This window comes from Paenibacillus brasilensis (genome assembly GCF_009363115.1).
GTDB lineage: Bacteria > Bacillota > Bacilli > Paenibacillales > Paenibacillaceae > Paenibacillus > Paenibacillus brasilensis.
Genome location: NZ_CP045298.1, coordinates 2819455 through 2833440, shown reverse-complemented (window position 1 = coordinate 2833440; position 13986 = coordinate 2819455). Strand labels below are relative to the sequence as shown.

13 protein-coding genes and 1 pseudogene are annotated in these 13986 nt (G+C 48.6%); 9 read left to right on the top strand and 5 right to left on the bottom strand.

From position 1 onward, the window contains the following. The first annotated feature begins 32 nt into the window (after window positions 1-32). The 5 genes from bioA to bioC are packed head-to-tail and all read left to right on the top strand — an operon-like array spanning window position 33 to window position 4892. A complete protein-coding gene (gene bioA / locus GCU48_RS13260) occupies window positions 33-1400 on the top strand; it encodes an adenosylmethionine--8-amino-7-oxononanoate transaminase (RefSeq protein WP_152380304.1) in 1368 nt (455 codons plus the stop codon). Beyond that, entirely contained in the window at window positions 1397-2155 is a 759-nt protein-coding gene (gene bioD, locus GCU48_RS13255; protein WP_244315629.1) for a dethiobiotin synthase, read from the top strand. The genes bioA and bioD overlap by 4 nt, the downstream gene beginning before the upstream one ends. Then, window positions 2139-3320: an 8-amino-7-oxononanoate synthase gene (gene bioF, locus GCU48_RS13250; RefSeq protein WP_244315627.1), complete on the top strand. Its 1182-nt coding sequence runs from the start codon at window positions 2139-2141 to the stop codon at window positions 3318-3320. The genes bioD and bioF overlap by 17 nt, the downstream gene beginning before the upstream one ends. Continuing rightward, complete coding sequence (locus GCU48_RS13245) at window positions 3305-4036, top strand: alpha/beta fold hydrolase (protein WP_152380302.1); 732 nt, start codon at window positions 3305-3307, stop codon at window positions 4034-4036. Before bioF ends, GCU48_RS13245 begins: the two co-directional genes overlap by 16 nt. After that, window positions 4026-4892, top strand: coding sequence for a malonyl-ACP O-methyltransferase BioC (gene bioC / locus GCU48_RS13240; protein ID WP_152380301.1), 867 nt, complete (start codon window positions 4026-4028; stop codon window positions 4890-4892). The genes GCU48_RS13245 and bioC overlap by 11 nt, the downstream gene beginning before the upstream one ends. Before the next feature lie 66 nt (window positions 4893-4958). Here the strand turns inward: bioC and GCU48_RS13235 are convergent, their stop codons facing one another. From GCU48_RS13235 to GCU48_RS29160, 3 genes and pseudogenes are all read right to left on the bottom strand, one after another. Beyond that, entirely contained in the window at window positions 4959-6164 is a 1206-nt protein-coding gene (locus GCU48_RS13235; RefSeq protein WP_025716181.1) for an MFS transporter, read from the bottom strand. 163 nt (window positions 6165-6327) lie between these two features. Next, window positions 6328-6846 carry a GyrI-like domain-containing protein gene (locus GCU48_RS13230; protein ID WP_025716180.1) on the bottom strand — a complete coding sequence of 173 codons (519 nt, stop codon included), beginning with the start codon at window positions 6844-6846 and terminating at the stop codon, window positions 6328-6330. A gap of 47 nt (window positions 6847-6893) precedes the next feature. Continuing rightward, window positions 6894-7022 (bottom strand): annotated as a pseudogene (locus tag GCU48_RS29160) (AAA family ATPase); the annotation flags it as partial. Between the two features lie 351 nt (window positions 7023-7373). Here GCU48_RS29160 and mprF point away from each other — a divergent pair. Beyond that, window positions 7374-10016, top strand: a complete 2643-nt coding sequence (gene mprF, locus GCU48_RS13220; protein WP_152380300.1) for a bifunctional lysylphosphatidylglycerol flippase/synthetase MprF — start codon at window positions 7374-7376, stop codon at window positions 10014-10016. Window positions 10017-10112: 96 nt separating this feature from the next. Here the strand turns inward: mprF and GCU48_RS13215 are convergent, their stop codons facing one another. Then, window positions 10113-10739: a nitroreductase family protein gene (locus GCU48_RS13215; protein WP_152380299.1), complete on the bottom strand. Its 627-nt coding sequence runs from the start codon at window positions 10737-10739 to the stop codon at window positions 10113-10115. 236 nt (window positions 10740-10975) lie between these two features. Here GCU48_RS13215 and GCU48_RS13210 point away from each other — a divergent pair, with 236 nt between their 5' ends. Then, window positions 10976-11452, top strand: a complete 477-nt coding sequence (locus tag GCU48_RS13210; protein ID WP_152380298.1) for a disulfide oxidoreductase — start codon at window positions 10976-10978, stop codon at window positions 11450-11452. Between the two features lie 166 nt (window positions 11453-11618). Continuing rightward, entirely contained in the window at window positions 11619-12104 is a 486-nt protein-coding gene (locus tag GCU48_RS13205; protein ID WP_152380297.1) for a CcdC family protein, read from the top strand. Window positions 12105-12337: 233 nt separating this feature from the next. On the opposite strand, the gene map is transcribed toward GCU48_RS13205, so the two are convergent. Continuing rightward, window positions 12338-13084: a type I methionyl aminopeptidase gene (gene map / locus GCU48_RS13200; protein ID WP_025716175.1), complete on the bottom strand. Its 747-nt coding sequence runs from the start codon at window positions 13082-13084 to the stop codon at window positions 12338-12340. A gap of 192 nt (window positions 13085-13276) precedes the next feature. On the opposite strand from map, the gene GCU48_RS13195 reads away from it, so the two are divergent. Further along, window positions 13277-13972: a GntR family transcriptional regulator gene (locus tag GCU48_RS13195; protein WP_152380296.1), complete on the top strand. Its 696-nt coding sequence runs from the start codon at window positions 13277-13279 to the stop codon at window positions 13970-13972. Window positions 13973-13986 lie beyond the last annotated feature (14 nt).

Genomic DNA, 13986 nt, shown 5'->3' with positions numbered 1-13986 from the left:
GGTTGACAATTAAAATAATAGATTGGAGAAGGATGGTGATCATTACGAACTATGAGCGTCTCGCCGCCATGAATAAGGCGCACTTATGGCTTCCCTTTACTCAAATGAAAGATTACAACAAGCTGGACCCTTTTATTATTGAGCGTGGTCAAGGTGTCAAACTGTATGACATCCAGGGCCGGTCTTATTATGACGGATTCTCGTCTGTTTGGCTTAATGTACACGGACACAACGTACCGGAACTGAATCAGGCAATCACTGATCAGTTAGATCGGGTCGCCCACTCTACACTGCTGGGAATGGCGAATATACCTGCCATCGAACTGGCTGAGAAGCTGGTAAGAATCACCCCCAAGGGTTTAAACAAAGTGTTTTACTCCGATTCAGGAGCAACCGGTGTCGAAATCGCAATCAAAATGGCGTTTCAATACTGGCACAACCGCGGAGTACATGAGAAAAAGACATTTATTACGATGAATCAAGCGTACCATGGGGATACCATCGGGGCAGTCAGCGTCGGCGCGATTCCCCTGTATCATGATGTGTTCCGACCGATGTTGTTTCCAACAGAGACCATTCCTTATCCTTATGCTTACCGCCACAAAGGCGGCGCAGCGGGAGCAATGGAGTCCACTTTAACCGCTTTACGCAGTTTGCTTGAGACTCGCGGGGATGAAATAGCAGCTCTCATCGTGGAGCCAATCGTACAGGGAGCGGCAGGAATGATTATCATGCCGCCAGGCTGTTTGCGGGAAATGGCCTTGCTTTGCCGCAAACACCAGGTACTTCTCATCGCGGACGAAGTCGCAACAGGCTTCGGTCGTACAGGAGCCATGTTTGCCTGCGATCTGGAAGGCGTTTCGCCTGATCTGATGGTTGTCGGCAAAGGCCTCACTGGCGGCTACTTGCCCGTCGCCGCGACACTTGCGACTGACGAGATATACAATGCCTTCTATGCCGATTATCAAGAGCAGAAAACATTTTTCCACGGACATTCCTTTACCGGAAACCCGCTTGGCTGTGCCGTCGCTTTAGCCAGTCTACACCGATTCGAAGAGCGAGACATGCTCAAAGGCGTGCAAACAAAGGCATCATTTGTCCAGCAAAAGCTTATGGCACTTAAAGAACGGCCGCATGTCGGTGAGATTCGGCAAAAGGGTCTGATGATCGGAATCGAACTCGTACGTGATAAGGCTTCACACGAGCCATATGATTGGGCAGATCGGATCGGCGTTCGCGCTGCCAAGCGTGCAAGAGAGCTTGGAATGCTTACAAGACCACTTGGCAATGTTGTCGTATTTATCCCCCCTCTTGCCAGCACAGAGGATGAGTTGGATGCCATGACAGATATTTTGGCAGCATCCATTATTGACGTCACCGAAAATGGATTAACGATATGAGCAAACTACGGGGAATATTTATAACCGGTACGGATACCAGCGTTGGGAAGACCATTGTGACATCGGCCCTTGCCGCTACGCTGCGTGCAGAAGGTCTGAATGCAGGTGTCTGGAAGCCTGTGCAGTCCGGCGGCCTTCTTGGCAGCGGAGCAACGGATGCCGAACGTCTGCTCCAAAGCACAGGCATCTGTGAACGCCCCGAGGCTGTAGCACCTTTTACGTTCGAAGCACCGCTGGCCCCAATGCTTGCCGCAAAGCGGGCGGGTGTGACGCTTAGTCTTAAGGAGATGATCGCCGCAGGGGAACCCCTTATCGGGCGCTATCAAGCACTGCTCATTGAAGGGGCGGGTGGGGTCGCTGTACCGCTGACCGATAACGCACTGGTGATTGACCTGATTTCCATGCTTCACGTACCTGTTCTGATTGTGGCCAGATCCGGTCTGGGTACAATCAATCATACACTTTTGACCATTTCCTTCTTACAGCAGCGTGGAATCCCGATTGTAGGCATCATCATGAACAACAACGAATATATTGACGCCCTGGATGATCCAAGTATCGCGACAAATACAGAACTCATCGAACAATACAGCGGCGGCCTGAAGGTCCTTGGACATTTTCCATACTTACATGACGTGACAAATACCGAGATGCTTATCCATTCTGTTCGAAGAACCATTCAATTAGCGCCGATCAGGCAAGCATTGTTATTACAAGGCGGTGATGATCATCCTTTGGATGAAAAAAGAACTTGAGGCATTAGACCACGCATCAATGGAACGCCGCTTGCGTACCCATGTCCCTATCACCGAAAATCCTGGTTATGTGATGCATGGCGGACGAGCACTACTCGACTTGTCCTCGAATGACTATCTGGGGCTGGCCCAGCATCCTGCCATTATTGAAGCGATGCGTGATGCACTCCTCAAGGAAGGAGCCGGTGCCGGTGCCTCCAGGCTTGTAACCGGCAATCGGCAGCCATATGCACAGCTTGAAAAAGCGCTGGCAGAATGGCAAAACTGTGATGCGGCACTTGTCTTCGCAAACGGTTATACAGCCAATGTTGGTGTCATTAGCGCGCTTGTGGGCCGCGGCGATGTGGTATTCAGCGACCAGTTCAACCATGCCAGCATTGTCGACGGCATTATTTTGAGCCGCGCCGAGCATGCACGGTATCGCCATAATGATATTGAGCATTTGCGTGCCTTATTGCATAAATTCCGTGATAAACGGCGGAAGCTAATCGTGACGGACGCAGTCTTTTCCATGGATGGTGATCAGGCACGCTTGCTCGACCTTATTGCGCTCAAACGGGAGTATAATGCTCTGCTGATGGTTGACGAGGCACATAGCGGAGGGGTTTACGGTTCACGTGGCGAGGGATTGATCTCTGCACTTGGGGTAACAAGTAATGTGGATATTCATATGGGAACGCTCAGCAAATCGTTTGGCATCTACGGAGCTTATGTTTGTGCAAATGAGATGCTCATCAGATGGCTGTTAAACAAGGCCAGGCCGCTTATCTATTCAACGGCACTCCCCCCTTCTCTTATAGCGGGGGCTGCCCAAGCATTGAAGCTGATACAAACAGAACACTGGCGTCGTGAACGGCTGTTCGCGGCAAGCAAATTTTTTCGTTCCTCATTATGTGATGCGGGTTTTAACATCGGTAACGGGGATTCTCCAATTGTGCCCTTGATCCTAGAACACAATCATAAGGCTCTGCTATTTAGCAGTGCTCTGGAAACCGAAGGTATTGCGGCGATAGCCATTCGTCCTCCAACAGTACCCGAGGGGACTGCGCGAATTCGCTTCTCTTTATCGGCTGCACATTCCCTGGAGGAGCTCACAGATGCCGTTACGAAAATTTGCAGACTAGGACTTCAACTGGGGGTTTTGGAATCATGCCGTCAGAATTAGGTGGCACCATCCTGTGGCTGACCGGGTGGAGTATGTCGAATAAGGTCTTTGATCAGCTTCGCGGGCTTCTCCCTGATTTTCATCATGTTTCTGTAGATTACAGCGCTGCTGCTTCCTCCGAGGAGATATTGCATTTGGCCGAAACTGCAGCGAAAGGTTTTCTTTCCTCATGCTCCGGTCCTTTTCTAATAGCAGGCTGGTCACTGGGCGGGCTATTGGCATTGAAACTCGCGGATCAGAAACTGGCAGATGGACTCGTACTTTTTTCAGCAACAGCCAGGTTTACCCGTCCTAAAGAACAACAGAATCGCGGCTGGGCAGATATCTATGTTAGACAGATGATCAACGGACTCCAAAGAGATCGGCAGGCTATAGAGAGCAAATTCAGTCAGATGATGTTTACGGGCTTGGAAACAGCGTCGGATCTCAGGGACCATCGTTCCCTCATAGGCAACTGGACAACTCCGGCACTCATCGCGGGGCTTGAAACCCTCCGTCATGTGGAATGCCTCTCTCGACTTCCGGCAATTCATTGTCCGGTTCTTCTTATACACGGTACCAAAGATCAGATTTGTCCTTACGAGGCGGCAGAGGAGTTGCTCATGCAATTACCTCAGGCAAAGCTGCTGGCCATACCCGATAGCGGACATGCTCCGTTTTTGGGAAGGGAGGCACTTATGGCTGAATCCATTAGGAGTTGGTGGCATGACCAGTAGAAAAACAGCTATTGCACGGCAATTTAACCGCAGCGCGTCAGGGTTGTATGATACTCATGCCCATGTGCAGCGCACCATGGCGGACAAGCTTTCAGAATTTCTTATACAACAGACCAACGCTGAGGATCCCAACAAACGCAGCATGCTTGAGATCGGATGTGGCACCGGTATTCTAACTGAAATTTTGGTGAACAGATGGCCACACTCGTCTATTACTGCGCTGGATATTGCGCCTGCAATGATTCTGGCCGCTGAACAGCGTGTGCTAGGCGCTGCAAACCCTGGAGGCTCAAACGATAGGCCATCATCTGATATTCATTTTTTGCTTGCCGATGTCGAAATGTGGGCGGCTAACACTCCTGCCTCTTCGTTCGATCTCATCGTTTCCAGCGCTTGTTTCCAATGGTTGAGCCAGCCGCAGCAAACACTGAATTACCTTTACCGACTGCTTCGCCCCGGAGGGATACTCGCATTCGCGACCTTCGGACCTGGTACCTTCCACGAGTTGCATACAGCTTTTGAAGAAGTTTACCGTGCTGAAGATATGGAGCCCCAGAGGCACGGACTCTCGTTTCAATCTGCAAATCAATGGAAAGATTCATTAACAACAGCCGGTTTCTCCGATATTCAATATAAATGTATGCTGTTAACGGAAGAATACCCTTCACCAAGGGATTTTCTATTATCTGTAAAATCACTCGGAGCTAGCACTTCAGAAGCCGCTATTTCTCGTAATCTCGGATCACGGCGTCTGTTCACCAGCCTGTATAAAGAGTATGAAAATCGTTTCAGCACGCCGGAAGGTGTTGCAGCGACTTATGATATTGTATTTATACAGGCATCAACAACTGAATGATCTTTACGGATACAAATCAAAAAAACAGGACGTTTCGTTCAAGAAACGTCCTGTTTTTCAATCATACTACACCGCTGTGGTTTGTGTGCCTCTGCTGTTCCATTTTACAGCCAGCCCCAAGCTAAGAAGGAGAATGGCCGCCCCGAAAATGTACGGCAAATTGATTTGCACCTGGAACAGCGTACCCGCCAGCGCAGGCCCCAGAATATTACCGACACTCATATAGGCATTATTCATCCCGGCTGCAACGCCCTGCTCATCTCCCGCCATTTTGGATAAAGCGGTATTAATGGCTGGTCGCAGTAGCGACGTGGCGGTAAAGAAAATGAGTGATACCCCGAGTACATAATAAAAGTTACCAGAGAACAGCATTAGCACAAGGGAAATTGCAGAAAATAGAAAGGAGCCGATAATCACACCTTTTTCGCCAAAACGATTCAACATCGGACTGATGACCACAGCCTGAATCACGGTTCCGACCAGTGCGCCTACCGTAATGATGGTGGCAATATCACCCTCATTATAATGAAACTTGCCCGTTACGAAGAATGGGAACATCGTTTCAAAATGCGTCAGCCCAAACGTAAGCGTGAATATCATAATCAGTAGTATAAAATACGGCTTGCGAAAAGAAAGTGCAAACTGCTTAATCACATTATCGCGCTTGACCTTAACATTCCTAAATTTCAACTGCTTCTCCAACGACAAGGTTTCAGGCAGCAAAATCAATGAGATCAGCGCAGCCAAGCCCGATACGCCAGCCGAAACATACAAGGGCGTACGCATCGAGGTATGCGCCAAAAAGCCGCCCAAACCAGGACCGATAACAAAGCCAAGAGACATGGCAGCGCCCAGCAAGCCCATTCCTCTACCACGATTGTGCACCGTTGTAATGTCGGCAATATAAGCCATCATCGGAGGAATCATAAAGGCAGCTCCCGCTCCTCCCAGCAACCGGGAAATATACAGCATCGTTAACGAGTGTCCAATGGCAAACAATACAGAAGACACCGTCATGATTACCAAACCGGTAATAATCATTTTTTTACGTCCGTATTTATCGGACCATTCTCCAGCTAACGGTGAAAACAGAAACTGGGTCAAGCCAAACACGGCAACCAGGTAGCCTCCCGTTTCGCCACTGCCTCCCAGAGAATTCATAAATTTGGGAAGGATCGGAATAATTAGACCGATTCCCAGCATGGCAATAAACATATTAATCATCAAGATGACCAGCGGTCCCATTTTCAACTGTTGTTGTGAATCTGACATGTTGCGTTTCGTCCTCCTCAGCTACTTCATTAAAACTCTTCATTATATTAAAAGAGTGAGAGACAAATAACAATCATAAAATACTTCCGTTAACCCTGAATGTTTCCTTTGACAGGACAGCAAAAAGAAACATTCATGGAAAGAACGGGATTTAACCACCCTTTTATTTTGGCATAATCGCGATCGCAATATCATAATCAAATCTCTGAATTTCCTCAAAGGGGATATCAAAGGGATTTACAGGCTTCAGCCGATTCATCTCCATCCAATAAGCCCCCTCCACTGTATTACGCTCATATCCATTACGATCCAGCCAGGCAAACAGGTCATCATAAATGGTACTCAGTCGTTCCCGATCCCCCTGAAAACGAGTTACCGCATACACCTGCTCAGGTATCTCGATACGTTCGAGCGTACCTGGAATTGCATGCCAAGAGGATACTTTTACTCCCACCTTGAGCGTGATATTTCCGTTCTCCTCGGCCACTGTCCATTGCGGGGAGAGTACATAGCCAATGTCGGCATCCAAACGCTCAGGGTGAATCTCCGGAACCATCCTTTGTACCTGCTGCCACTGCTTGCGTACCTCATCACCCAGCTCGGTAAAAGGGGCCTGTGCGGCCAGAGTCGCCACCCTGAAAGCTGGTATCCGTCGAATATCCACATTAAAGTTTGACCTCATCCTGTTTCCTCCTTATCAAGCGGATGCTACTCAGGTAACCTCGTTCCTTATTGAGGATCATCGAATAGCTCATGCAGCATTTTTTCCTTGTTGTTCAGAAATTGCTTCATAATGATGAAATGATCGGTTTCCTCCAGCGTCCGGGTTTCGATTCCTTCATGTGTCAGATGATACAGTGCCACCCTCCGGATTAAATCCCCACGCAACCGCGATTGCCTCCATAAGCGTCGATTTACCTACACCGTTTTCTCCGATGATATAGGAGCTCCAATCGACGTATAAAAAGATTGCGATCCCATATACTCATGTCCGGTTCAGCTCCATTGCCAAGAAATTTACTAGGTATTCCATCATTATATTGGAATTATTTACAGCTATCAATCTAAAATCCCATTTTCGTAACCCTTCTGTTGTTATTCAAACGTTAATTATAGGTATAATATATATATTCCGTTTTTTGGGCATGAAATCCCCGTGCTTCATAACTGTGGATGATGTATCTCATTATTTTTCAGGCAGGTGAATCTATGAATTCAAATCGCAAATCAATCCAATCCTTTAAAATCGTACAGTTCATGATAACCATCTACAGGCAGCGAATGACGCGTATTTTGCTACCGCTGGCTGTACTGGCTTTTATTATATGGGAGGCTGGACGAGAGCTGAAAGGCTTCAATCTGGCACGGATACTTCATGAGCTGCGGCGAATGGATGCCACATTTCTCATCGAGATTGGCTTGTTCTCACTGGTAGCGGTGGCGGCCATGAGCGCATACGATTACGTGATCAGGCATCATTTTAAGTTTCAGATCAAGCCTGGAGTAACATTCCGGTATGCCTGGATCTCCAATACCTTCAATAATGTCTTTGGCTTTGCCGGCTTTACAGGTGCGGGACTTCGCACTATGCTGTACAAAAAAAACGGCGTGCCGCTGGGTGTCATCACCTCTGCGGTTGTGTTCCTTTCGCCTGTGGTCATTACCGGATTGTCTTTGCTGGCTTGGGGAGCCATCGTCCATCTGTATCCGGTCCAGCCCGTACTGGATGCTCATCCGTGGCTTCATTGGGCGCTATGGGGAATGGCGTTGTACCTGCCGCTGTTTCTGATCCTTCAACGATCCAAGCGTTACGCCAAATGGTTCAATAAGGGAGAAGGCCGGCTCTCCTGGTCCACTATCTCCGCCTCCATTGGCGCTTCGCTGCTGGAATGGCTGCTGGCCGGTCTTACCTTTGCATGGATCGGCTCATACTTGCTCCACGAGCTGCCAATCAGTGCCGTGTTCGGTATTTATGTCATTGCCGCGATAGCCGGACTCATCAGTCTCGCACCCGGAGGGGTCGGTGCTTTCGACATCATTGCCCTGCTTGGACTGCAATTGGAGGGTGCCAATCCGGATCGGGCCCTGGCTGTGCTATTGGTCTTTCGCGTCTTTTATTTCATCATCCCGTGGCTGATCGGCCTGGTCTTGGCTGCGCTGGAGATGATTCCGCGCAACGAGCGCTTAAGCCAGCTGGCTGAGACAGGTTGGGATTATTCCCTCAATGCCTGGCAGAAGGTATGGGGCTGGCCTGGCCAGTTCCGGTTTTTAGCCGATCTGGGGGTATGGGCACTTGGTAAGCTGGTACTCATCTCAGGCGCTGTGCTTCTTTTGTCTGCGGCTACGCCCGGCCTGTTATATCGGCTCCGTTTTGCCGAGCATTTGCTCAGCCTGCCTGTCATGCGCTTATCGCACGAAATCTCGGTCATCATCGGGATTATGCTTGTCGTGCTGTCCCACGGAATCTCTCTGCGTATTCGCAGAGCATTGCGATTGACGTTGATACTACTGCTAGCGGGCGCAATTTTCACCTTTATCAAAGGTCTGGATTTTGAAGAAGCCTTGTTTCTGCTGTTCGTGGCGTTAATGCTGTGGATTTCGCGTTCACGGTTTTATCGGGTCAGTGCGCCGCTGAATCGTCACAACATTTTAATATGGGGCGGACTCTCTCTGCTCGTGACCGGGGCTTATTTTATGATTGGGGCAGGCTCCAATACTCCGTTTATGCGCCATCTGCACGCCAAGGTTCATCTGGATTTTTTTATGAATCGTAGCGATTACGGAGTTACTGCCGTGTTTAGTTTGATTTTGGCATGGGTGTTCCTGACGGTGTATTTCTTCCTCAGACCACAACGTGTAATCGGTAATCTCCCCGATGCACGGGAGCTCGACAAGCTAAAGGAGTTTTTGGAACGGCAGGGCGGTAACCTCGTTTCTCATATGCTTTTTCTCGGTGATAAGTATCTGTATTGGACCAAGGACGAGCAAGTCGTTATTCCCTATGCTCGTAGCCGGGACAAGCTGGTTGTATTGGGCGACCCGCTTGGTTCAAAAGAACGTGTGAATGAAGCGATTCAGGAATTTCAACGCTTCGCAGACCGGTATGCGTTGACGGCTGTATTTTATCAGGCATCACCGGAGTATTTGTCCATCTATCACGAGAACGGCTATCGCTTTTTCAAGCTGGGCGAGGAAGCGTTGGTACCACTGGAATCCTTTACACTGACAGGCAAAAGCAATCAGGCTCTGCGCAGCGCCAAAAACCGCTTTGACCGCGAGGGCTACTCGTTTGAAATCATCCAGCCGCCTCTGGAACCGTCACTCATTGAGGAATTGCGTCATATATCAAATATCTGGCTGGACGGACGCAAGGAGAAGGGGTATTCACTCGGCTGGTTCAAAGAGTCTTATCTTCAGCTAGCACCGATTGCACTATTAAAGGACTCTGAAGGAAAGGTCATTGCCTTCGCTACCATGGCCCCTGCCTATGATCACGGACAGACGGTTTCCATTGACCTGATGCGCCACCTGCCTGACACGCCGAATGGCACGATGGATTACTTATTCACACGGGTTATTGAGTGGGCCAAGGAGAGCGGGTATATGACATTTAATCTGGGCATGGCACCGCTGTCTCAGGTAGGACAAAGTGAAAAGGCATTACGAGAGGAAAAGCTGGCCCGACTCGTGTTTCAATATGGAGGGCATTTTTACGGCTTTCAGGGGCTGCGACGCTTTAAAGATAAGTTCAAGCCGCAATGGGAGCCACGCTATCTGGCCTATCCGGCTTCTGTCTTTCTGCCTATTCTGACGCTGGAGCTGGTATATCTCGTGTCCAAGCGTTCGGACTAAGCGAAAGCATTCATGACCATAGCAATCCGGACATAAAAAAGGGTGCTCCCCAACCACGACGGTTGCAGGAACACCCTTTTGATTTAGAAAGGCTTCTTAGAAGCTGCCTTTTACAACAACTTCAGACAATGGGAAACGTCCTGATGGACGAGCTGGCACTTGTGCCTTACCGACAGTAATCAGCATGGTTGGCAGGTAACGTGCAGGAATATTGAATTGCTCGATTAGCTGTGCAGGAATAAAGCCGCCCATAGCGCAAGTGTCATAGCCCAGAGATTTAGCAGCCAGCATAATGTTTTGTGCCGCAAAAGCAGAGTTCAGGATTGCTGCATCGCGAGCGACTTGCGGATTTTGGTACGCACCGTTGATTTGCCCTACCAAAGCATCACGAATTTCTGCTGGCAATGTGCCTGCTTCTACCGCTTGGTCATAAATGACTGCGTTACGGTTCGCTTCCAAATCACCCAAAATGGCAATCGTCACGGAGCTTTCCACTACTTGACCTTGGTTATAGGCGATAGGCAGCAGCTTTTGCTTGTCTGCTTCACTGTCGATCACGAGGAATTTCCAATGTTGAAGGTTCCAAGCGGAAGGAGCTTCTATCGCCGCAGTCAAAATAGCTTCCAGATCTTCCTCCGGCAATTTAAATTCCTTCACATAGCTTTTCACCGCGTGTCTTTCACTAATAACAGAAAGTGTTTCATTTTTTTTGGAAATCGACATTCTGGGCACACTCCTAATGTTCTCATAGTATATATCTGACTTGAATCCTCATTAACTTCCCAAACTACTGCAATTATAAAAATGATAGTGGATGATGTCAATATGTTTAAGTATGACCCTGCACTCAAAATACAGTACAATACGAATAAGACATTCATATCGGCAGATCCCCGCCAATCGGACAAGACATAATGAGTTCATTTTGTTCTCATTAGAATGAAAAAAGGAGCGTTACTATGATTGGATCGTTTAAAAAAACGGATATTGCTCTGTTTGCCGCCTGGGTTGTAGCTTGTGTGGCTACATTAGGCAGTCTGTATCTCAGTGAGATTTTGGGATATGAGCCTTGTAAGCTGTGCTGGTTTCAGCGCATTCTGATGTATCCCTTGACCCTCTTGCTCGGAATCGCTTATTTTCGGGGAGATACGGGAATACGTCGTTATGTCATGCCGCTGGCTATCATTGGAGGCGCCATTTCGGCCTATCATTTTACAATTCAGCGTATCCATGCAGCTGCCAAAGCAGCTACGCAAGCTTCAACCTCCTGCGGCAGAGTATCCTGTGAACAGGATTATCTGAACTGGTTAGATTTTATCACCATTCCCTTTCTCGCCCTTATTGCCTTTATCCTTATTATTGCAGCCATGGGTTATATGATGCGCCAGGAGAAAAAATCAGCTCTGGGAGAGGTACAAGCAAAGGAGCTCGCATAAGCATAATAAAGACCCGATTATAGGGCCGGGTTTCACCTTGAGGCGTATAATCCGCTTGTCGGAGGAAAGACTGTAACTAAATATATCCATGACATATGTGCTATAATGATAGCGGTTTGCAGTCTGTCCAACAACGCTTACATTCCTTATAGAGGGGGCCTAGTTCATGGTTCATATCAGCACCCCAATTCTGCAATATGGCGCGACCTTCGGCATGATTTTGATCGCGGTTTCGGCTATTTTTATCCGCATGAAGACAGGTCATCGCCCTGTTAACGCCAAAAAGATTATCATCCCTCCGCTTGGCATGAGCACCGGTTTTATGATGTTTGTCGTGCCGGAGGTACGGGTTCCCTGGCTTTGGGCGCTGGGCGCTTTTCTGATCGGCTGGTTTATTTTTTCCTATCCACTGATCCGCAGCACCAGATTTGAGCTGCAAGAAGGGCAGGTTTTTGTGCAACGCTCACGCACCTTCTTTTTTATCCTGATCAGCCTGCTGATCGTCCGACTGCTGCTGCATGAGTTTATTCAGCGTTATATTACCATTCCACAGACAGCAGGACTATTTTTCATACTAGCCTTCGGAACCTTGCTGCACTGGCGGCTGCGTATGTATTTTCAATATCGCGAATTCTTTCCGAGCGAGACGTAGGCCTGCATCTGACCTACAGATTCTTGCATGCATCATGGCAGGTGGCTGTATAGACCCAAAAGACACGCTCTCCCAGCAGGAGTCGTGTCTTTTGGGTCTTTTGGTTTAGTTGGGTCATTTAACTATATTATGCTAAAAAGAGACTGTCCTCCGGACAGCCTCCTCTAATTTCTGTAATATGTCCAGCTCATTCAAGCCGTTAATCTGTACGCAACCCGGTTGCTGTCTGCTTCTTATTGCTGGGTCAAAATGATCGGGCCATCCGCGGTAATGGCCAGCGTGTGCTCGTATTGCGCCGACAAGCCGCCGTCCAGCGTACGTGCAGTCCAGCCGTCCGCATCAATTTTACTGCGGTAGGTGCCTGTGTTGAGCATCGGCTCAATCGTAATGACCATGCCTTCTTTCAGACGCGGCCCGCGATGCGGTGGTCCATAATGCGGAACCTGCGGTTGCTCATGCATTTCTTGTCCGATGCCGTGACCGATGAATTCACGTACGACCGAGAAGCCCTCCGCCTCTGCATAGGTTTGAATTGCATGCGAAATATCCCCGATCCGGTTACCGATAACGGCCTGCTCGATCCCTTTGTACAGAGATTCCTTGGTGACGTCCAGCAGCTTTTGTGCCTCCTCAGACACATTACCTACTGCATACGACCAAGCGGAATCTGCCAGCCAACCGTTCAGGTTCACAACCATGTCGATGGTCACGATGTCCCCGTCCTTCAGCGGCGTCTTGTTCGGAAAGCCATGGCAAATCACATCGTTAGGTGATCCGCAGGTTGCAAACTGGTAGCCGTTGTAGCCCTTTTGCTCTGGCGTTGCCCCATGCTTTTTCATGAACGATTCCGCGAAGGCGTCAATTTCCAGTGTTGTAATACCCGGCTTGATCATTTTGGCAATTTCCCGGTGACAAGCAGCCAAAATCTCGCCAGCTTTTTTCATATTTTCAATTTGTTCTTTGGTTTTAATGATAATCATTAAACGGTCTCCTTCTTTTCCGTGTTCGTTCTACTTTTCACTGCGTCCTTTTGCTGCTTCTATTGTAACGCTAAAAGCAGCGAAATGGAACCGATGTCAATTGATATCGTTTACAAGTATCTTAAATTGGGTATATAATACCCGTAACTTGTATACAAGTATGCAAAATCATTTCCAAGATAGGAGTATCCTATGAAATATCCAACAACCTGGTTACAGGGTGCGTCACTTGGGGAAAGGATTGCTTGTGAACTCCGGCTCCAGATTATACGCGGCATACAGCTCCCCGAGACCGTGCTGTCTGAGAACCAGACTGCTGCCGATTTTGGCACAAGTCGTTCTCCAGTACGCGAAGCCTTGAAGGTACTTGCGGGTGAAGGGCTTCTCCGTCTGGAGCGCATGGGAGCGATTGTCATCGGTATGACCCCGGCTGATATGGAGGAGCTGTTCGACGTAAGAAAGCTGATTGAGCATTTTGTTGTTCGAAGGTATGTACATAGCGACAATACCGGATTGGTGACCGCTTTAAACCGGATGATTGACAAAATGGAAGTCGCTCTCAAGCACAGAGATGTCGCCGAGTTTTCTCTTCAGGACTTTAATTTCCATGAAGCCTTGGTTCTGGAGGCAGGCCATACCCGTATTCTTCATACCTGGAATGGAATGAGACAGTTAATCCTGACAGTCATGCTGGCTGCCACAGAACAACGCTTTGCGTCCAACATCGAAGAATCCCAAGTTACGATTCACAAGCATCGCACCTTTGCAAACGCTTTAAATCAAGGAAACACGCAGGAATTATTCGAGTTTATTGAGGATCATTATCGGGACACCCGCAACGCGGTTAACGACAGCGTGCTGTCTCCCTATCACAAGGCACGGTCCTAGTCTGCAACTTGCGT

Excerpts from the sequence above, each read along its gene's own strand:
- mprF (WP_152380300.1), top strand. The coding sequence starts at position 7,374 with ATGAATTCAAATCGCAAATCAATCCAATCCTTTAAAATCGTACAGTTC.
- map (WP_025716175.1), bottom strand. The coding sequence starts at position 13,084 with ATGATTATCATTAAAACCAAAGAACAAATTGAAAATATGAAAAAAGCT.
- GCU48_RS13230 (WP_025716180.1), bottom strand. The coding sequence starts at position 6,846 with ATGAGGTCAAACTTTAATGTGGATATTCGACGGATACCAGCTTTCAGG.
- GCU48_RS13195 (WP_152380296.1), top strand. The coding sequence starts at position 13,277 with ATGAAATATCCAACAACCTGGTTACAGGGTGCGTCACTTGGGGAAAGG.
- GCU48_RS13215 (WP_152380299.1), bottom strand. The coding sequence starts at position 10,739 with ATGTCGATTTCCAAAAAAAATGAAACACTTTCTGTTATTAGTGAAAGA.
- bioA (WP_152380304.1), top strand. The coding sequence starts at position 33 with ATGGTGATCATTACGAACTATGAGCGTCTCGCCGCCATGAATAAGGCG.
- bioD (WP_244315629.1), top strand. The coding sequence starts at position 1,397 with ATGAGCAAACTACGGGGAATATTTATAACCGGTACGGATACCAGCGTT.
- GCU48_RS13235 (WP_025716181.1), bottom strand. The coding sequence starts at position 6,164 with ATGTCAGATTCACAACAACAGTTGAAAATGGGACCGCTGGTCATCTTG.
- GCU48_RS13205 (WP_152380297.1), top strand. The coding sequence starts at position 11,619 with ATGGTTCATATCAGCACCCCAATTCTGCAATATGGCGCGACCTTCGGC.
- bioF (WP_244315627.1), top strand. The coding sequence starts at position 2,139 with ATGAAAAAAGAACTTGAGGCATTAGACCACGCATCAATGGAACGCCGC.
- bioC (WP_152380301.1), top strand. The coding sequence starts at position 4,026 with ATGACCAGTAGAAAAACAGCTATTGCACGGCAATTTAACCGCAGCGCG.
- GCU48_RS13210 (WP_152380298.1), top strand. The coding sequence starts at position 10,976 with ATGATTGGATCGTTTAAAAAAACGGATATTGCTCTGTTTGCCGCCTGG.
- GCU48_RS13245 (WP_152380302.1), top strand. The coding sequence starts at position 3,305 with ATGCCGTCAGAATTAGGTGGCACCATCCTGTGGCTGACCGGGTGGAGT.